Genomic DNA, 17,132 nt, shown 5'->3' with positions numbered 1-17,132 from the left:
AACATTGTATATGATCATATAGGCGCGGGAACAGTAGGGACACTGTCCCTACCCCTCCGCCAATATCGCGATCTGCCGCAGCCCCCTCGAAAAACTCGTACTGCTCGGATTTTCCACGAACACGCACTGCTTGCCCGTGCGCTTGCAGTGCTCTTTCACACGCCAGTACGCGTTATGGCTGATGCACCCGGTCTGGCAAATCACCAGATCGGCCGCCGCCAGGTTCGCGTCGAGCAAATCGGCCCCATGCTCCTGCCCTCCGTCATGGTGCGCGAACCTTGCCCCCGCCTCCTCCGTCATGCAGCGGTAGCTGGCCACGCTGGCACTCCTGCCACCGACGCACAACAAGGTCTTGTCGGCCAGCTGCGCCGCGGCGATGGCCTCGGCCGCATCTTCCTCGCACACCGGCGCATCCACCGGCCGCGCCGCCTGCAAGGCGTCGAGCTGGCGCGTGGACGCCGCCAGTTGCTGGCGCAACTGCGCCAGCTGCGCATCGCGCGCGTTCAGGCGCTGCGCCGCCTCCTCCAGTTTCTGCTTGAGCCGCGTGCGCGCTTCCAGCTCGGGCACCGACGCGCTCAGTTCCGCCATATCCGCCTGCAGGAACGCAAACTTGCTGTCGCGCGCCACCAGCTCGGCGCGCGCAGTCATCAACTGCGCCTGCACCTGTTCCAGCTCGCGCGCCTTCTCCGCCAGCGTGCGCACGTGGCGCTGCTGCGCCTGCGCCAGTTCGGCCCCCAGCGCCGCATTCTCTTCCTGCAGTTCCAGGTAACGCGCATGGTCGATGCGCGTGGTGGCCCCGGCCTGATGCTGGATCATGTGCATCTCGCGCAGCACCGTGTCCTGCACCAGGAAGTCGCTGCGCGGGTGCGTCAGCGCGGCCCAGAAGGCACCGGCCACGTCGCCCTGCGCGATCGCCTGGCGCCACATCAGCATGACGGCGTCGCCGCTGCGGGCATCGCGAAAGCGCAGCAGCACCAGCGCGTAACGCTGGTCGAGCGCATCCTGCAGCAGGTTCGAAATGCGGTTGCGGGTGGCGCATTCGGCCACCGCGCCGACGTGGATTTCGTAGTCATCGGCCAGCGCCTGGCCGCGCACGCCCTTGTTCACCAGCTTGCGCAGCACGCCGAGCGGCAGGCACACGCCGATCACCGGACAGTGGGTATTGGCCGGCAGCTCCCACAGGCGCTGGCGGCGCGACGACGAGGTGCGCGAAGCCGGTTCGCCATCAGGGGGAAAGAACCGCGCGAGCGGCTTCTTGGCATCGTGGTCGCACATACGCGTCTCCTTAGTGCAGCTTGGGGCCGTGGCGCGCTTCGTCGATGACGGCGGCAGCGGCGGCGGCGGCATTGGACTGGGCTACGTGGTCGAGCCGCGCCTGGGCGTCGCCGACCATGCCGGACAGCGCGCGGAACGCTTCCGGCGTGAAGCGCACCGAGACATGGTTCAACGACAGGTGCAATACGCTGCACTCGGGGCAGATGCTGACGTGGCCGATGGTGCTGTCGGCGATCGTCACATGCTGGCAAGGTTCGCCTGGATTCTGTGGATGTTTGCTCGGCACGATGCTTCCTTGACGGTATGCAGTGGCTGGCAACGGCGGCGGGCTATGCGTGGGGTGGATGGCTTGCTGAAATCAAGTATAAACGAGAATCATTCGCATTTGCAAGCGATCAGTAACTCGTCGTTCCCGCGCTACATCACTTCGCGCGGGGCGTCGGCGTCCAGCGCGCGCTCGATGTCGGCGCGCGACACATCCGGCGCGAACTGCTCGATGAAGTGATACGCATACGCGCGCAGATAGGCGCCGCGCCGCACCGCCAGCCGCGTCACGTTGGGCGCGAACAGATGCGACGCTTCGACCGCGCGCAACCCCTTGTCGCGGCCGTGATCGAACGCCATCGAGGCCACGATCCCCACGCCCATCCCCAGGCTCACATACTGCTTGATGACGTCCGAATCCATCGCCGTGAGCACGATGTCGGTGCGCACCCCGGCCTTGGCGAACGCCGCATCGATATGCCCGCGCCCCGTGAAGCCCACATCGTAGGTAATGAGCGGATACCCGGCCAGGTCTTCCAGCCGGATCGGCGAACAATTGAGCAGCGGATGACCGTCCGGCACCACGATCAGGTGGCTCCAGCGGTAGCACGGGAACGACACCAGGTCGGGGAACTGCGACAAGCCTTCGGTGGCGATGCCGATATCGGCCTTGCCCGACAGGACCCACTCGGCGATATGATCGGGAGCGCTCTGCTGCAGCGCGATGCGCACGTCCGGAAAATCGTTGCGGAACGACTGCACCACCTTCGGCAAGGCATAGCGCGCCTGGGTGTGGGTCGCGGCAATGGTCAGCGTGCCGCTGTTCTGGCCCGCGTATTCCATGCTGGCCTGCTGCAGGTTCTCGGCCTCCACCAGCAGGCGGTCGATGATCTTCAAGATGCCCTTGCCCGGATCGGTCAGCCCGGTCAGGCGCTTGCCGTTGCGCTCGAAGATCACCACGCCAAGTTCGTCTTCGAGTTCGCGGATCTGGCGGCTCACGCCCGGCTGCGACGTAAACAGCGCATTGGCGACCTCGGTCAGGTTGTAGCCGCGCCGGGCCGCTTCGCGGATGGAGCGCAGTTGTTGGAAATTCATATCGCCGCTCCCTGGTCGACGAACACCTGCATCCGGCGCGGACGCACCACCAGGGTTTCGCCTTCCTTCAGCTGCAACTGGCGGTACCGCTCGTTGGGGATCACCGCTTCGATCAATTCGGCATTGTCGGCGCGCTCCAGGTCGAGCTGCGCCAGCGGACCGATGGCATGCGCGCGGCGCAGCTTGACGACGATGCCCTCGGCGCCCGGCGTGTAGCGGTCGATGTCAAGATCGTGCGGGCGCACATAGGCGATCCCCTGCCCGTTGGTGGCCGACGCATTGCCCGGTACCGAAAAACTGGCGTCGCCGCTGGCCATGATGCCGTCGTTCACGCGTCCATGGAACAGGTTCACATTGCCGAGGAAGCCGTACACGAACGGCGAAGCCGGATTGTTGTACACCTGCTCGGGAGAACCGAGCTGCTCGACCCGGCCCTTGTTCATCAACACCACCTGGTCCGACACTTCCAGCGCTTCTTCCTGGTCGTGGGTGACGAAGATGCTGGTCACGTGCAGGTCGTCGTGCAGGCGGCGCAGCCAGCGCCGCAGTTCCTTGCGCACCTTGGCGTCGAGCGCGCCGAACGGCTCGTCGAGCAGCAGCACGCGCGGTTCCACCGCCAGCGCGCGCGCCAGCGCAATGCGCTGACGCTGCCCGCCCGAGAGCTGCGGCGGATGGCGGTCGGCCAGCCAGTCGAGCTGCACCAGTTCGAGCAGCTGCTGCACCTTGTGGCGGATCTGCTGTTCGTTCGGACGGTCCTTGCGCGGCTTGACGCGCAGCCCGAAGGCGACGTTCTCGAACACGGTCATGTGCTTGAACAGCGCGTAATGCTGGAACACGAAGCCGACCTGGCGCTCGCGCACGTGGCGGTCCGACGCATCCTGGCCGTCGAGCAGCACGCGCCCGCTGTCCGGATGCTCGAGGCCCGCGATGATGCGCAGCAGCGTCGTCTTGCCGCAGCCGGAAGGGCCGAGCAGCGCGGTCAGTTCGCCCGAAGGGAACTGCAGCGACACGTTGTCGAGGGCGACAAAGTCACCGAACCGCTTGTTGATATTACTGACTTCGATCGTCATGATCCGTGCTCCATGTTGCGTGCTTCGGCGTGAAACGCGATCGTTTCGCGCAAACGCCATTCGACAAAGGTTTTGATCGCCAGGGTCACCAGCGCCAGCATTGCCAGCAGCGAGGCGACGGCAAAGGCGGCCGCGAAGTTGTATTCGTTGTAGAGGATTTCCACGTGCAGCGGCATGGTGGTGGTCTCGCCGCGGATGTGGCCCGACACCACCGACACCGCGCCGAACTCGCCCATCGCGCGGGCATTACACAGGATCACGCCGTACAGCAGGCCCCATTTGATGTTCGGCAGCGTCACGCGCCAGAAGGTGTTCCAGCCGGAGGCGCCCAGTACCAGCGCGGCCTCTTCTTCCTCGTTGCCCTGCGACTGCATCAGCGGAATCAGTTCGCGCGCCACGAACGGGAAGGTGATGAAGACGGTGGCCAGCACGATGCCCGGCACCGCGAACAGGATCTTGATGTCGTTGGCGGCGAGCCAGCCGCCGAACCAGCCCTGGGCGCCGAACATGAGCACATAGATCAGGCCCGCGATCACCGGCGAGACCGAAAACGGCAAGTCGATCAGGGTGAGCAAAATGGCTTTGCCGCGGAACTCGAACTTGGCGATGCACCAGGCCGCGCACACCCCGAACACCAGGTTGAACGGCACCGAGATGAAGGCGACGATCAGGGTCAGCTTGATGGCGGCGATGGCGTCCGGGTCGGTGATGGCCGCCACGTAGACCTCGATGCCCTTCTTGAACGCTTCCGCAAACACGGCGGCCAGCGGAATGAACAGGAACAGGGTCAGGAACGCAAAGGCGACCAGCTTGAGCAGCAGGCTGACCCAGACCGGTTCGAGCGGGTGCGAGCGGCGCAGGAACCAGTCCCTGAGCGAGCGGCGCTTGGGCGCGGCGCCTTTGCCGGCGGGCGACGCCGCCTGGTTGAACACGGTGCTCATTTTTTCCCCGTCCTGGCGCGGGTCCACGCCTGTAGCAGATTGATGGCCAACAGCAGCGCAAAGGAGGCCAGCAGCATCACCACGGCGATGGCGGTGGCGCCGGCGTAGTTGTACGCTTCGAGCTTGATGTAGATGAGCAGCGGCGTGATCTCGGAAATCATCGGCTGGTTGCCGGCGATGAAAATGACCGAGCCGAATTCACCGGTGGCGCGCGCGAACGAGAGCGCGAAGCCGGTCAGCACGGCCGGCATCACGGCCGGGAACACCACGCGCGTGAAGGTTTGCCAGGCGTTGGCGCCCAGGCTGGCGGCGGCTTCCTCGAGTTCCTTTTCCAGGTCTTCCAGCACCGGCTGCACCGTGCGCACCACAAAAGGCAGGCCGATGAAGGTGAGCGCGACCACCACGCCGAGCGGCGTGTACGAGACCTTGATGCCAAGTTCGGTGAAGTACTTGCCGATCCAGCCATTGCTCGAGTACAGCGCGGTCAAGGTGATGCCGGCCACCGCGGTGGGCAGGGCGAACGGCAGGTCGACCAGGGCGTCCATGAAGCGCTTGCCCGGGAACTCGTAGCGCACCAGCACCCACGCGACGATGCCGCCGAAGACCGTGTTGATCAGCGCCGCAACGAAGGAAGCGCCGAAGCTCAAGCGATACGAGGCCACCGCCTGCTCCGACGCGACCACCTCCCAGAACGCTTCCCAGGTCATGGCGAAGGTCTTGAGAAAGACCGACGACAGCGGGATCAGGACGATCAGGCAGAGATAAAAAACGGTGAACCCGAGGGTCAGCCCGAAGCCGGGCAGGACCCGGCGCGGCGCTTTTCTCGGAAGGGGATGGACGGCGGACATGGGGCCTCTTATTACAAAATCGTCTAATAGGCGGGAATAATCGCACTTGAACCTCATAACGCAAACGAAGGATTTCTTATTTGCATAGATCGATTGGCTATTAGGATTTGGCCGACGGGTTCGCCAGTCCATGGACATGCGCGGTTTGAGCGGACGCAAACGCCATCCAGAACGGCTGAACCCGGTGAGGGCCGGCGCGGTCTGACTGACACAGACCAGGAGGAAGCATGGACCTACATGACCGTTTGCAGGTGAGTTCCGGGGCGCGGGCTGCGGCAGGCAGTTGCCGGGCACCGGACGCGTTGCTCAGTGTCCGGGTGCCGCCGGCGCTGCGCGCCATCTTTCACGTCTGGGCGCAGGTGTGCGATCCGGCGCCGATGCTGCCGCGCGGCGGCGACATGCAGGCGCTGGTGGCGGCCTACGTGCGCCTGGGCGCCGCCACGCAGGCGGCACCGGTCGAGCGCGAGCTGCTGGTGCGGGTGTATGTCAACGCGGCGCTGAACTGCGAGTTTGCGCTGTGGACCGAACTGCGCCACGAAGCGGCGGCGGTGCTGCGCTGGCTGGCCCCGATCGTCGCCGCCGACCCGGCCCTGCGCGCGCGCGTGGCGCAGGCGTGGCCGTGCAAGAGCGGTCCGGACATGGATTAATAGATCAGTTTGGCTGCCACCAGGGTCAGGGTGGTCGCCAGCAAGGCGCGCAGGAAGCCTTCCGGCACCGACTTGGCCACCCAGGAACCGAGGGTAATGCCCGGCAGCGAGCCGATCAGCAGCATGGCGAGCAGGGCCCAGTCGATCGAGCCCAGCCACCAGTGGCCGAAGGCGGCAATCGCGGTCAGCGGCACGGCGTAGGCGATATCGGTGCCGGCCACTTCGGCCGCACTCAAGCGTGGATACAGCATGACGAGCAAGGTGGCGCCAATGGCGCCGGCGCCGATCGACGAGACCGTGACCAGCACGCCGAGCACCGCGCCGGAAAAGATGGTGGCGGCCGCCAGCGGCCTGCCCTGCAGCTGGCGCCCGGGCTTGGCGTTGACCCAGGCCAGCATCTTGCCTTTGAATAGCAGCGCAACCACGGTCAGCATGACCGAGCCGGCGATCGAGTAACGGATGATCTGGCCGATGTCCTTGTCCAGGGCGCCGAATTGCTTGAGCGCCAGGGTAGTGACCACGGCGGCCGGCAAGGCGCCGAAGCAGAGGTGGCGCACGATATCCCAGCGCACGGTACCGCGCAGGCGGTGGGTGAAGGTACCGGCCGCTTTGGTGATCGAGGCAAAAGCGAGGTCGGTGCCGACGGCGACCGAAGGCGACACGCCGAACAGCAAGGTCAGCAGCGGAGTCATGAGGGATCCGCCGCCGACGCCGGTCATGCCGACCAGCAGGCCGACCCCGAAACCTGAAATGATGTACGTAAGTTGCATGGATGAGTCCCTAGAATACCCGCAAGGGTATAGGGACTCGGCCGTTATTCAAACAACGGAAAGCTTATTTGCTTATGCGTTTCGCCGCGCAAGGCACGCGCGGCGGCCGGCTTTACTTGTTCGGCTGGGGCGTGACGCGCAGATAAGCACGCTCGGCCGTGTAGCCTTTCGGATACTTTTGCTTGATCAGTTCAGGATCCTGCACGCTCAGCGGGATGATGACATCGTCCCCATCGCGCCAGTTGCCGGGCGTGGCCACGGTGTAGGCATCGGTCAGCTGCAGGGCGTCGATGACGCGCAGCACTTCATCGAAGTTGCGCCCGGTGCTCATCGGATAGGTGATCGACAGGCGGATCTTTTTCTTGGGGTCGATCACGAACAGCGAACGCACCGTGGCCGTGGCCGACTGTTCGGGGTGGATCATGTCGTACAGGGATGCCACTTTTTTATCGGCATCGGCGATGATGGGGAAGCCCACCACGGTTTTTTGCGTCTCTTCGATATCCTTGATCCAGGTTTTGTGCAGTTCGGCCGGATCGACCGACAGGGCGATGGCTTTCACGTTGCGCTTGTCGAATTCAGGTTTGAGCCTGGCGGTGAGGCCGAGCTCGGTGGTGCAGACGGGCGTAAAGTCGGCCGGGTGCGAAAACAGCACCACCCAGGAGTCGCCTGCCCATTCGTGAAACTTGATCGTTCCCAGCGAAGAATCCTGCTCGAAATCCGGAGCGGTATCGCCCAAACGTAAACTCATTGTGATCTCCAATCGTTCGTCAAAAGTAGTAGGCGGATGTCAATCATGGCGAAAAGGCCAGCAACCTATTGTGCGCCAATTCGGCCAGCCGCTGCAAATATTGTTGGCCGGCGCGCCAGTCGCCCAGGCCCGAGTCCGCATTGATGTGTCCCAGCCTGCCCTCCTCGATCAGTTCGCTGCGCCAGCGGCGCGCTCATCCACGGATCGTTGGCGCTGCTGATTAATATGCCAGGGCAGTCGAGCGGCAGCATGAAGGACGAAAAGCAGGACGCGATCGTAAATTGTTTGAATTTCATGGGCAGAATCAGATGGGCAGGCCAGCGGCAAGCATCCGGTCGCGCAGCTCCGCAGTGCGCGCCGGTTCGAGCTTGTTGTTGAACAGCGCACGGATTTCCGCCGGCTTGGCGTCGAACTGTTCGACCATGTCCTTCAGCCCGTACCCGTGGCGGGTCAGGGTCGGCTCCAGATCGTCTAGCTGGCGAGACAGCACGGTTTCCACCAGCGCGGCCATGACAGGCTTCTCGCCCGTCTGGTAGCCCGCTTCCAGTGCCGGTGTCAGGTGCAGTTGGACCTGCAGCGGTGTGCGAAGCCTGGCGGCCGCTGCGTCCTGCGTGGCAGCGAATGTATCTGCTACGCCGATCGCAATATGCCCACATGCGGTTCCTATTGCATATTCACGCTGGTCGCAGTTGTGCGTGAGCTCCAGCACCGTGCTGTCGTTCTCCTCGCCCTAGCCGACGAAGGCCAGCGTGAATCGTCCCTCGCTGAAGTCCATGCGCCGCAACAGCCGCATGCCGCAAATGCGCTGGTAGAAATCGGGCGAGACGTCCACGTCCCGCACCCTTAGCATTGTGTGCAACATGCGGCCTGGGACGCCGGCGCTGAATTGACTGTGATAGTCGGCGGCGCCCTCCCGCGGGCGAGCGACATGTGTTCCTCCAATCTTTGGCGGTATGGGTAAGCGTAAAAGAAGCCCCGCGCACAGGCTGGGCTTCACCTGCAGTTGGCTAGCGGTAGTACGGCGAGTGCATGTCCCGGCTCGCGATTTCGGTCACGTTCGCATCAAATATTCGGGTGTAGAAAGCGGCGTTCAGAGCGCTCGCCTCCGTCGGGAAGTAGTCCACCGCGAACTTGCGGGCATTCTCGACCGTGTCGAACGCGTACAGCCCTCCTGGGGTTCCGCTATGCACACCGGACAGCCAGGTCTTCGACAACAGGCCTGGCTGGCGCTTCAGGACCGGATTGAGTTTGCGCCAGGGCACAGCCTGGTCGAAGGGGATGGCATGCAGCTGCACTTCCGTATAGACGTAGGCGCCGGGCTTGACGTCGATCTTGCCATCATAGTGAACCGAGTTCATTTCCCGGCTCGCCGCTTCGGTCGCTGCGGCGTCGAATACCCGTGTCGTTTGTGCGACGCCAAAACTGCGTGCTTCTTCCGGAAAGTAGCCCGTCACGAACTTCTGCGCGTTGTCGATCGTATCAAAGGCATACAGTCCCCCTGCGGAATGGTTGCCGACGCCCGCAAGCCAGGTCTTGTTGATGAAGCCCGGCTGCTTCTTGATGCTGTCGTTGATGCGCTTCCACGGCACGTTTTCGAACGGGATGGAAAGTTGTAGTTCAGTATAGACATACGCTTTGTGGGTCATGCTTTTCTCCTGTTGAATGGGGGTAGTTTGGGCGGCGGCATTGAAGGCGCCGAAAACCGTCGCGAGGACGGTGACGGCGGCTAGCTTGAACGTGCTGTTCACGGACACCATGCGAATTTTCATAGGCATACGGGCTCTCTGTTAAGTTAAAATAACGATCGCTACATAACGATCGTTGATGCGGATATTAAATAACGATCGTTATATTGTCAATCGCTAAATAGCGATCGATATATTCATTGAGGGATGCGATGCGACATAAAGGTGTAAACAAGGACGAAACGCGGTTCAGAGTGACCGAGGCGATCAGTCGCGGTTTCCGCAAGCACGGCTTTGCCGGTGTCGGTGTGGATGCGCTGGCAAAGGGGGCGGGCGTCACGTCGGGAGCCTTCTACGCGCACTTCGGCTCGAAGATCGGCGCCTTCGAGGTCGCGCTCGGTGTCGGACTTGACGAAGTGATCAGCGGTATTCCGTACTATCAGCGTGAGTTCGGCGCCGGTTGGCTGAAGGCGTTTGTCGATTACTACATGGGCAAGGCCCACCGGGAAGACCTCGAATGCGGGTGCGCGATGGCCTCCCTGACGCCAGAGCTTGTCCGTGCGGACTCGGCCATGCAGACTGTGTTCGAAGAAAAGATGAATGTGATTGTCGACATCGTCGCTCGCGGCCTGCAGGCCGAGGACCACGCCGCGGCACGCGCGAGGGCATGGGCGATGCTCGGTGTCCTAATCGGCGGCCTGAACCTTGCCCGTGCCATGCGCAGCCAGGCGGCCATCGACGAGCTTGTCAGTGCCATAGCGACCGCGGCCATCGCGGCGGCGGGACCTTCGTGCATCGTGAACGACTTGGCGCTGTAGGCACCGCGCGCGGATAACCGTACTGTAGCAGGTCGAGGTGGATGAATGCAGGTTCATTTGCAGCTAATGCTGGTTTGATGGGGCCTTCAGCCGCAGTTATTCCCGGCCGAGAATCGGCTGGAATGCTGGTCGGCCCCGTTTCAAATGCAGGTCGTTACAACTAGTAGAAGCGGTTGAACAGCACCACGGTCCAGGCGGCGATGGCGATCAGGACCGCCAGCATGACGGCGGCGCTGCCGAAATCCTTGGCGTTCTTCGACAGCGGATGGCGTTCGAGCGAGACGCGGTCGACCACGGCCTCGATGGCCGAGTTGATCAGTTCGACGATCAGCACCAGCACCAGCACGGCAATCAGGAACAGTTTCTGGAAAGCCGACACCGGCAGCACCAGGGCGACGATGGCGCCGACCACCACGACCATCAGTTCCTGGCGGAAAGCGTGTTCGGATGCCCAGGCGGATTTGAAACCGTCGATCGAGTAGCTGGTCGCCGCCAGAATGCGCTTGAAGCCGCTTTTACTTTTAAAATCACTGACAGGCTGGGTCATGGATACTCTTCAAAATAACAGGTAATGCACATTATGCCCCGCCCCGCCGCCGATGCGCCATCTTTGCGGCGCGTCTCAGGGAAATTGCCAATCCTTTTCACATTGTGGTATAAAGTAAGGACATATACTGCACTGCACCAACCACATCATGAAAATCGACACCGTTGACGCGCCCAAAACCTCGATTCAGGTGATCGAGCGCATGGTGGCCCTGCTCGACGCGCTGGCCAACTATACCGATCCTGTGAGTCTGAAAGAATTGTCCAAGGTATCCGGACTGCATCCCTCGACGGCGCACCGGATTCTCAATGACATGGTCATCACGCGCTTCGTGGACCGGGTCGAACCGGGGACCTATCGCCTTGGCATGCGCTTGCTGGAACTGGGCAATGTGGTCAAGAGCCGGCTGTCGGTGCGCGAAGCGGCGCTCGACTTCATGCGCTCGCTGCACAAGAAGACCCAGCAGACCATCAATCTGTCGGTGCGCCAGGGCGATGAGATCGTATATATCGACCGCGCGTTTTCGGAGCGCTCCGGCATGCAGGTGGTGCGCGCGATCGGCGGCCGCGGCCCGCTGCATCTGACCTCGACCGGGAAGCTGTTTTTGTCGGTGGACGAGCCCAAGGCGATCAGGGCGTACGCCACCCGCACCGGGCTGGCGGGGCATAACAAGAATTCGATTACCGATTTGAGCAAGCTGGAACGCGAATTGAGCCTGGTCAGGTCGCGCGGCTATGCGCGCGATAACGAAGAGCTGGAACTGGGCGTGCGCTGCATGGCGGCGGGCATCCATGACGATTCGGGCAAGCTGATTGCGGGCTTGTCGATATCGGCGCCGGCTGACCGCTTGCAGGAGGAATGGCTGGAGGATCTGGTGACGACGGCGAGCCAGATTTCGGCGACGCTGGGGTATACCGGGCCGGCGGTTTAAGCGTCTTCCTCAAGTCCGTCATTCCCGCGCAGGCGGGAAGTCATTTCTGCCAATGGCAGAAATGACGGTTTAAGATGTTGTAGTACTAAATAAGTCACACTTAAGTCAGCCCCGGCGGCCGTAACGCTTCCAGCCAGCGCCGCATCCGCCCGGCATCGGCCGTGCGCGATTGCTTGCCCTTGGAATCGAGGAACACCATGATCACCGCGCGGCCCTGAATCACGGTCTGCATCACCAGGCAGCGCCCCGCTTCATTAATAAACCCGGTCTTCTGCAAACCGATATCCCAATCCGGCATCGCCACCAGATAATTGGTATTGTTGTAATGCATCAGCCGGCCGCCCGCATCGACCGTCGATTTCGGATCGGTCGAATACTGGCGCAGCAGCGGTTCGTTATAAGCGGACATGGCCAGCTTGGCCAGATCGCGGGCGCTGGCGACATTGCGGCTCGATAGCCCGCTCGAATCGACATAGCGCGTATCGTTCATTCCCAGCTGGTAGGCCTTGGCATTCATGGCCGCGACAAATCCCGCCACCCCACCCGGATAATTGCGCGCCAGCGCGGCCGCGGCGCGGTTCTCCGAGCTCATCAGCGAAATATGCAGCAGGTTGGCGCGCGTCATCTGCGACCCGACGCGCAGGCGCGAACTGGTGAATTTTTCGTGGTCGACATCGTCCTCGGTGATGGTCAGGACCTCGTCCAGGTCTTGCCTGGCCTCCACCACGATCAGACCCGTCATCAGCTTGGTGATCGAAGCGATCGGCAAGGCGATATTGGCGTTCTTCTCGAACAATACCTCGGCATTGTTCTGGTCCAGCACGAACGCGACGTTGGACTTGAGGTCGAGCGGGTCGCGTGTCTGGTTCAGGCCGGCCAGATCGCCCGCGCTCTGGCGTACCCGTTCGGGCAGCGAGGCGGCAACAATCACGCGCTGGTACACCACCTTGCGTTTGCCACGGACCATGACCGTGCGGCGCACCATCGTGTTGCGGCTTTCGGCCATCGGACGCAATGCGATCTCGCGGCGCTGCACGCGCGACTTGACCACGACGTGCTTCTTGGCCTTGCCCGCGCTGGCGGTGCGCTCGGCCCTGGCCTTGGCCTTGACCTTGGCTTCCACCGGCGGCGTGAAAACTAACAGCAGGGAAGCGATGGCGCTCAACACTAACTTATACATCTGAAAATCCTTTGAAGCGAGCTGACCTTGTATCGCTGAAGTCTAGCAAAGTGCTCAGCAATCGCAAGCGAATTTGACATTCGGAGGAAGTCTTGTGCTGAGCTACAACATTGCGTAGCCAGGCCGCTTCTTGCATGGACACAGTGTACGCGTTTATTCCATAAAGCGAACAAAGCTTGCCACCGGTTCGCGCGCCGTCACCAGGGTGTTCTCGATCTTGTCCGGATCGGCGTAGCCCAGTGCCATGCCGCATACCAGCATCTCGGTGGGGGGCAGCTGAAGATGTTCGGCGATAACGCGGTGGTACGGGGTGAAGGCCGCCTGCGGGCAGGTGTCGAGGCCGCGGCCGCGCGCGGCCACCATGATGTTTTCCAGGAACATGCCGTAATCGAGCCAGGAGCCCTGCTCCAGCACCCGGTCGATGGTGAAAATCAATCCCACCGGCGCATCGAAGAAGCGGTAATTGCGGCCGAACTGGGCGTGCATGCCGGCCTTGTTGTCGCGCTCCAGGCCGAGCAGCGAATACAGGTCCAGACCCACCTTGCGGCGCCGCTCGATGTAGGGCGAAGTCCATTCGCGCGGATAGTAGGGATACTCTTCCACATGCTGTCTGGCGAGCGCGGGATCGTTATGCACGGCCAGGATCGCGTCGGCCAGCCTGTCCTTGGCTTGCCCGGTCAGTACGGTGACCTTCCATGGCTGGATATTGGTGCCGGACGGCGCGCGAGCGCTCACTTCCAGGATCTGCTCGATATCTTCGCGCGCGACCGGGGTCGGCAGGAAGGCACGGATCGAGCGGCGCGAGCCGATGGCGGCGTCCACGATTGCTTGTTCTTTACTTACCAACATTGCTTCTCCTATTTTTTAACGACACACACCACACCGATGACCGCCACCACCATGCCGGCCACGCCCAGCCAGCTGAAGGCTTCGCCGAACATCAGCCAGGCCATGATGGCCGTGGTCGGCGGCGTCAGGTACAGCAGGCTGGTCACCTGGGTCGCATCGCTGCGGCGGATTAACTGAAACAGCAGGAAGATGGCGCCGATCGACAGCGCAAACACCGACCACATCCACGCAGCCACGAAACGCGGCGTCCATGCGATGCGGCTCAGGCCGGGATCGAGTCCCTCGAACAGAATGGCGACCGGCAGCAACACCGCCACCGTGGACGCGAACTGGATCACGGTGCCGGTGCGCAAATCGAAGCGCGGGCAGAAATGCTTCTGGTACATCGTTCCCGCCGTGATCGACAGCAGCGCCATGACGCTGAAACCGATCGCCAGCCCCGACAGGCCGACCAGGGTGATCTTGGCATACACCACCAGGGCCACGCCAGTCAGGCCGAACAGCAGGCCCAGCCACTGGCGCGGACGCACCGTTTCGCCGATCAGGGGCGCGCAAGCGGCGGTGAGGATCGGTTGCATGCCGACGATCAGGGCGGTGACCCCGGCCGGCATGCCGAGCTTGATCGCGCACCAGACGCCGCCCAGGTAGCCGGCCTGCAGCAGCAGACCGGCCACGGCGATATGGCCGATGCTGCCCCTGGGCCAGGGCGCTTTCCAGATCAGGACGATCGGCAGCAAGACCACCAGCACGGCAACACAGCGCAGCAGCAGGAAGGTCAGCGGCGGCGCATAGGGCAAGCCGAACTTCGCGACAATGAAGCCTGTACTCCACAATAGGACGAAAAACACCGGCATTGGCGAGAGCCAGGGCACACTGTGGCGCGGCGCAGCATTTTTTAAAGCTTCGTTTGACATATATCAATGGTTGCCATCGACGCCAAAACGTCAAGGCGCCGCATCAAGAGGTTGGACTGCGCGAGCAGCGAGTCTAGCATGCGCGCCATTGCCATGTTATCAAGGCCCATTTTGTCTATGACACGAGGCCGCTTGAAGGCATGCGCGGCGGCGCATTTTCAGCTCCCCGGCCAGCTGTTTCTTCCCGCGACCTCAAATTTGTGCACTGCACAAGATTCGCTTGACACTGCTCCAAAAATCATTAAAATGGTCTTTGTTGCGCTGCACAATCCTATTGTTCAGCCTTGGCTTGACAGGTTTTTCTGCCTCACCGGTTCAACGCAGCATTTATCAACAATACTATTAATCAATATTTGGAGAATATATATGTTTGCAATCCCTGAGCAGTTTTCGAACGCCACCAAAGCTAACTTTGAATCGCAGTTCGCGCTGTATTCGTCGCTGACGTCGAAAGCGTTTGAAAGCATTGAAAAGCTGGTCGAGCTGAACATCACCGCTGCCAAGGCAACGTTGGAAGAGTCGTCGATCGCTACCAAGCAACTGCTGTCGGCCAAGGATCCACAAGAATTTTTCTCGCTGACCGCCGCCCAGGCCCAGCCGAACGCCGAAAAAGCCATGTCGTACAGCCGCCAGCTGGCCGCCATTGCCACCGGCACCCAGGCTGAGTTCAGCAAGGCTGCCGAGTTCCAGATCGCCGAAACCAACCGCAAGGTGATTTCGCTGGTTGACGAAGTGAGCAAGAATGCGCCGGCCGGTTCGGAAAACGTCGTCGCCGCCATCAAGGCATCGATCGGCAATGCCAACGCTGGCTACGAACAGCTGACCAAGACCGCCAAGCAAGCCAAAGAAGCCATGGAAACCAATGTGAACGCAGCCGTATCGCAGTTCACCCAGGCTGCACAGAACGCTGCCGCACGCACCACCAAGCGTTAATTGGTGCTGTGCTGCTGAAGTGAAAAACCCCGCGTTGCGGGGTTTTTTTATGGCCATCGCCGCCGCGCACGGGGCGCCGCAACAACGTCAGGCGCTCCTCCCTTACTCTTCGCCCAGGTACGCCGCCTTCACGCGCGGATCGTGCAGCATGTCCTGCGCATTGCCGCTCATGGTGATCGCGCCCGAATCCATCACATAGCCGCGGTTGGCCGCTTCCAGCGCCAGCTTGGCGTTCTGCTCCACCAGCAGCACCGTGATGCCCTGCTTGTGCACGTCGCGGATCACTTCGAAAATCTTTTCCACCATGATCGGCGCCAGGCCCATCGATGGCTCATCGAGCAGCAACAGGTTCGGGTGGCTCATCAAGGCGCGCGCCATCGCCAGCATCTGCTGCTCGCCGCCCGACAGGGTGCCCGCCATCTGCGCCGCACGCTCTTTGAGGCGCGGAAACACCGAGAACCACTTCTCCACATCGGCTTCGATGCCGGCCTTGTCGCCGCGCGTGTAGGCGCCCATCAGCAGGTTTTCATGGATCGACATGCGCGTAAACACGCCCCGCCCTTCCGGCACCATGGCCAGTTTTTTCTGCACCAGCTCGAACGACTTGCTGCCCTTGAGCGACTGGCCCATATAGCTGATCACGCCTTCGACCTTGCAGTCCGGCAAGGTGCCGGTGATCGCTTTCAAGGTGGTGGTCTTGCCGGCGCCATTGGCGCCGATCAGGGTCACCAGCTCACCCTTGTTCACTTCCAGGTCGATGCCCTTGACGGCCTTGATGCCGCCATACGCCACCTTCAAGCCCTGGATTCTCAGAATATTGTCGCTCATGCGTGAGCACCTCCCAGGTAGGCTTCAATCACTGCCGGATTTTTCTGTATGTCGGCCGGTAAGCCTTCCGCGATCGGTTTGCCGTATTCGAGCACGGTGATGCGGTCGCACAAGCCCATCATCAGCTTGACGTCGTGCTCGATCAGCAGCACGGTCTTGCCTTCCTGCTTGATCTTGATGAGCAACTCGCGCAGCGCCAGTTTTTCGGTCGCGTTCATGCCCGCGGCCGGTTCGTCCAGCGCCAGCAGTTGCGGCTCGGTCGCCAGCGCGCGCGCGATTTCGAGGCGGCGCTGGTCGCCGTAGGACAGGAATTTCGAGGTGCGTTTGGCGTAGGCGCCGATCCCCACGAAATCGAGCAGCTCCTGGGCCCGGGCGCGGATCGCCGCTTCTTCCAGGCGCGCCGCCTTGTGCCGGAACACGGCGCCGAACACGCCCTGATGGGTGCGCACGTGGCAGCCGACCATCACGTTTTCCAGCGCCGTCATCTCGCCGAACAGGCGGATGTTCTGGAAGGTACGGGCGATCCCGGCCTTGGCCACCGCATGCGGGGCCGACGGCGAATAGGGCTTGCCGGCCAGCTCGAAGGTGCCCGTGTCGGGCTGGTACAGTCCGGTAATGACATTGAAAAAGGTGGTCTTGCCGGCGCCGTTCGGACCGATCAGGCCGTAAATCTGGCCGCGCATGATCTTGATGCCGACGTTGGTCAGCGCTTGCAAACCGCCAAAGCGCTTGTTGACGCCGGAAATATTGAGAATGACTTGTTCGCTCATCTGGAACTCCTTACGC

At 62.2% G+C, this 17,132-nt stretch carries 21 protein-coding genes and 1 pseudogene; 4 read left to right on the top strand and 18 right to left on the bottom strand.

Annotation, left to right across the window (positions count from 1 at the left end):
• Positions 1-48: 48 nt before the first annotated feature.
• From RBA41_RS12355 to cysT, 6 genes are all read right to left on the bottom strand, one after another.
• Positions 49-1,275 (bottom strand): DUF2325 domain-containing protein, encoded by a 1,227-nt coding sequence (locus tag RBA41_RS12355; RefSeq protein ID WP_306624157.1) that lies wholly within the window; start codon positions 1,273-1,275, stop codon positions 49-51.
• A 10-nt stretch (positions 1,276-1,285) separates the two neighbouring features.
• Entirely contained in the window at positions 1,286-1,561 is a 276-nt protein-coding gene (locus RBA41_RS12350) for a hypothetical protein (RefSeq protein ID WP_306624155.1), read from the bottom strand.
• Between the two features lie 131 nt (positions 1,562-1,692).
• A complete protein-coding gene (locus RBA41_RS12345) occupies positions 1,693-2,634 on the bottom strand; it encodes a CysB family HTH-type transcriptional regulator (RefSeq protein ID WP_306624153.1) in 942 nt (313 codons plus the stop codon).
• Positions 2,631-3,704 carry a sulfate/molybdate ABC transporter ATP-binding protein gene (locus RBA41_RS12340; protein WP_099875513.1) on the bottom strand — a complete coding sequence of 358 codons (1,074 nt, stop codon included), beginning with the start codon at positions 3,702-3,704 and terminating at the stop codon, positions 2,631-2,633. Before RBA41_RS12340 ends, RBA41_RS12345 begins: the two co-directional genes overlap by 4 nt.
• Positions 3,701-4,645, bottom strand: a complete 945-nt coding sequence (cysW, locus tag RBA41_RS12335) for a sulfate ABC transporter permease subunit CysW (RefSeq protein ID WP_306624151.1) — start codon at positions 4,643-4,645, stop codon at positions 3,701-3,703. Before cysW ends, RBA41_RS12340 begins: the two co-directional genes overlap by 4 nt.
• Positions 4,642-5,493, bottom strand: coding sequence for a sulfate ABC transporter permease subunit CysT (cysT, locus tag RBA41_RS12330; protein ID WP_306624149.1), 852 nt, complete (start codon positions 5,491-5,493; stop codon positions 4,642-4,644). Before cysT ends, cysW begins: the two co-directional genes overlap by 4 nt.
• 227 nt (positions 5,494-5,720) lie before the next feature.
• Between cysT and RBA41_RS12325 the strand changes: the two genes are divergently transcribed.
• Positions 5,721-6,140 (top strand): hypothetical protein, encoded by a 420-nt coding sequence (locus RBA41_RS12325; protein ID WP_306624147.1) that lies wholly within the window; start codon positions 5,721-5,723, stop codon positions 6,138-6,140.
• On the opposite strand, the gene RBA41_RS12320 is transcribed toward RBA41_RS12325, so the two are convergent.
• The 6 genes and pseudogenes from RBA41_RS12320 to RBA41_RS12295 form a co-directional block, all read right to left on the bottom strand.
• Complete coding sequence (locus RBA41_RS12320) at positions 6,137-6,910, bottom strand: sulfite exporter TauE/SafE family protein (protein WP_306624145.1); 774 nt, start codon at positions 6,908-6,910, stop codon at positions 6,137-6,139. The genes RBA41_RS12325 and RBA41_RS12320 overlap by 4 nt on opposite strands.
• Positions 6,911-7,022: 112 nt before the next feature.
• Positions 7,023-7,661, bottom strand: a complete 639-nt coding sequence (locus tag RBA41_RS12315) for a peroxiredoxin (protein WP_306624143.1) — start codon at positions 7,659-7,661, stop codon at positions 7,023-7,025.
• A 43-nt stretch (positions 7,662-7,704) separates the two neighbouring features.
• A pseudogene (locus tag RBA41_RS12310) lies at positions 7,705-7,842 on the bottom strand (alpha/beta hydrolase); the annotation flags it as partial.
• Between the two features lie 123 nt (positions 7,843-7,965).
• On the bottom strand, positions 7,966-8,370 hold the full coding sequence (locus tag RBA41_RS12305; protein WP_306624141.1) for a VOC family protein: 405 nt from the start codon (positions 8,368-8,370) through the stop codon (positions 7,966-7,968).
• 21 nt (positions 8,371-8,391) lie between these two features.
• On the bottom strand, positions 8,392-8,523 hold the full coding sequence (locus tag RBA41_RS12300; RefSeq protein WP_306624139.1) for a VOC family protein: 132 nt from the start codon (positions 8,521-8,523) through the stop codon (positions 8,392-8,394).
• A gap of 145 nt (positions 8,524-8,668) precedes the next feature.
• Entirely contained in the window at positions 8,669-9,436 is a 768-nt protein-coding gene (locus RBA41_RS12295; RefSeq protein WP_306624137.1) for a YdhR family protein, read from the bottom strand.
• A gap of 164 nt (positions 9,437-9,600) precedes the next feature.
• Between RBA41_RS12295 and RBA41_RS12290 the strand changes: the two genes are divergently transcribed.
• Positions 9,601-10,164, top strand: coding sequence for a TetR/AcrR family transcriptional regulator (locus RBA41_RS12290; RefSeq protein ID WP_306624135.1), 564 nt, complete (start codon positions 9,601-9,603; stop codon positions 10,162-10,164).
• A 160-nt stretch (positions 10,165-10,324) separates the two neighbouring features.
• On the opposite strand, the gene RBA41_RS12285 is transcribed toward RBA41_RS12290, so the two are convergent.
• On the bottom strand, positions 10,325-10,711 hold the full coding sequence (locus RBA41_RS12285) for a diacylglycerol kinase (protein WP_306624133.1): 387 nt from the start codon (positions 10,709-10,711) through the stop codon (positions 10,325-10,327).
• A gap of 148 nt (positions 10,712-10,859) precedes the next feature.
• Here RBA41_RS12285 and RBA41_RS12280 point away from each other — a divergent pair, with 148 nt between their 5' ends.
• Positions 10,860-11,642 (top strand): IclR family transcriptional regulator, encoded by a 783-nt coding sequence (locus RBA41_RS12280; RefSeq protein ID WP_306624131.1) that lies wholly within the window; start codon positions 10,860-10,862, stop codon positions 11,640-11,642.
• A gap of 100 nt (positions 11,643-11,742) precedes the next feature.
• Here the strand turns inward: RBA41_RS12280 and pbpG are convergent, their stop codons facing one another.
• The 3 genes from pbpG to RBA41_RS12265 all read right to left on the bottom strand — a co-directional run bounded on the left by pbpG (position 11,743) and on the right by RBA41_RS12265 (position 14,585).
• A complete protein-coding gene (pbpG, locus tag RBA41_RS12275) occupies positions 11,743-12,822 on the bottom strand; it encodes a D-alanyl-D-alanine endopeptidase (protein WP_306624129.1) in 1,080 nt (359 codons plus the stop codon).
• A gap of 153 nt (positions 12,823-12,975) precedes the next feature.
• A complete protein-coding gene (locus RBA41_RS12270; RefSeq protein ID WP_306624127.1) occupies positions 12,976-13,671 on the bottom strand; it encodes a nitroreductase in 696 nt (231 codons plus the stop codon).
• 8 nt (positions 13,672-13,679) lie between these two features.
• Positions 13,680-14,585, bottom strand: a complete 906-nt coding sequence (locus RBA41_RS12265; RefSeq protein WP_306624125.1) for a DMT family transporter — start codon at positions 14,583-14,585, stop codon at positions 13,680-13,682.
• A 366-nt stretch (positions 14,586-14,951) separates the two neighbouring features.
• Here RBA41_RS12265 and phaP point away from each other — a divergent pair, with 366 nt between their 5' ends.
• Positions 14,952-15,518 (top strand): TIGR01841 family phasin, encoded by a 567-nt coding sequence (phaP, locus tag RBA41_RS12260; protein WP_306624285.1) that lies wholly within the window; start codon positions 14,952-14,954, stop codon positions 15,516-15,518.
• A 102-nt stretch (positions 15,519-15,620) separates the two neighbouring features.
• On the opposite strand, the gene RBA41_RS12255 is transcribed toward phaP, so the two are convergent.
• The gene (locus tag RBA41_RS12255) at positions 15,621-16,346 is read right to left on the bottom strand and encodes an ABC transporter ATP-binding protein (RefSeq protein ID WP_306624123.1); all 726 of its coding nucleotides are present in this window, start codon (positions 16,344-16,346) and stop codon (positions 15,621-15,623) included.
• Positions 16,343-17,116, bottom strand: coding sequence for an ABC transporter ATP-binding protein (locus tag RBA41_RS12250; RefSeq protein WP_099875497.1), 774 nt, complete (start codon positions 17,114-17,116; stop codon positions 16,343-16,345). The genes RBA41_RS12255 and RBA41_RS12250 overlap by 4 nt, the downstream gene beginning before the upstream one ends.
• Between the last annotated feature and the right edge of the window lie 16 nt (positions 17,117-17,132).

It is taken from the genome of Massilia scottii (assembly GCF_030846495.1).
In the GTDB taxonomy this organism is placed as follows: Bacteria; Pseudomonadota; Gammaproteobacteria; order Burkholderiales; family Burkholderiaceae_D; genus Telluria_A; species Telluria_A violaceinigra.
The sequence above is the reverse complement of the archived record's forward strand: the minus strand, read 5'-3'. Positions and strand labels throughout refer to the sequence as shown.

Bases quoted from the DNA above. Each gene is read 5' to 3' on its own strand.
- RBA41_RS12250 (WP_099875497.1), bottom strand. From the start codon at position 17,116: ATGAGCGAACAAGTCATTCTCAATATTTCCGGCGTCAACAAGCGCTTT.
- RBA41_RS12345 (WP_306624153.1), bottom strand. From the start codon at position 2,634: ATGAATTTCCAACAACTGCGCTCCATCCGCGAAGCGGCCCGGCGCGGC.
- pbpG (WP_306624129.1), bottom strand. From the start codon at position 12,822: ATGTATAAGTTAGTGTTGAGCGCCATCGCTTCCCTGCTGTTAGTTTTC.
- RBA41_RS12285 (WP_306624133.1), bottom strand. From the start codon at position 10,711: ATGACCCAGCCTGTCAGTGATTTTAAAAGTAAAAGCGGCTTCAAGCGC.
- RBA41_RS12265 (WP_306624125.1), bottom strand. From the start codon at position 14,585: ATGTCAAACGAAGCTTTAAAAAATGCTGCGCCGCGCCACAGTGTGCCC.
- RBA41_RS12280 (WP_306624131.1), top strand. From the start codon at position 10,860: ATGAAAATCGACACCGTTGACGCGCCCAAAACCTCGATTCAGGTGATC.
- RBA41_RS12325 (WP_306624147.1), top strand. From the start codon at position 5,721: ATGGACCTACATGACCGTTTGCAGGTGAGTTCCGGGGCGCGGGCTGCG.
- RBA41_RS12300 (WP_306624139.1), bottom strand. From the start codon at position 8,523: ATGTTGCACACAATGCTAAGGGTGCGGGACGTGGACGTCTCGCCCGAT.
- RBA41_RS12320 (WP_306624145.1), bottom strand. From the start codon at position 6,910: ATGCAACTTACGTACATCATTTCAGGTTTCGGGGTCGGCCTGCTGGTC.
- RBA41_RS12255 (WP_306624123.1), bottom strand. From the start codon at position 16,346: ATGAGCGACAATATTCTGAGAATCCAGGGCTTGAAGGTGGCGTATGGC.
- RBA41_RS12295 (WP_306624137.1), bottom strand. From the start codon at position 9,436: ATGCCTATGAAAATTCGCATGGTGTCCGTGAACAGCACGTTCAAGCTA.
- phaP (WP_306624285.1), top strand. From the start codon at position 14,952: ATGTTTGCAATCCCTGAGCAGTTTTCGAACGCCACCAAAGCTAACTTT.
- RBA41_RS12315 (WP_306624143.1), bottom strand. From the start codon at position 7,661: ATGAGTTTACGTTTGGGCGATACCGCTCCGGATTTCGAGCAGGATTCT.
- RBA41_RS12270 (WP_306624127.1), bottom strand. From the start codon at position 13,671: ATGTTGGTAAGTAAAGAACAAGCAATCGTGGACGCCGCCATCGGCTCG.
- cysT (WP_306624149.1), bottom strand. From the start codon at position 5,493: ATGTCCGCCGTCCATCCCCTTCCGAGAAAAGCGCCGCGCCGGGTCCTG.
- RBA41_RS12340 (WP_099875513.1), bottom strand. From the start codon at position 3,704: ATGACGATCGAAGTCAGTAATATCAACAAGCGGTTCGGTGACTTTGTC.
- RBA41_RS12355 (WP_306624157.1), bottom strand. From the start codon at position 1,275: ATGTGCGACCACGATGCCAAGAAGCCGCTCGCGCGGTTCTTTCCCCCT.
- cysW (WP_306624151.1), bottom strand. From the start codon at position 4,645: ATGAGCACCGTGTTCAACCAGGCGGCGTCGCCCGCCGGCAAAGGCGCC.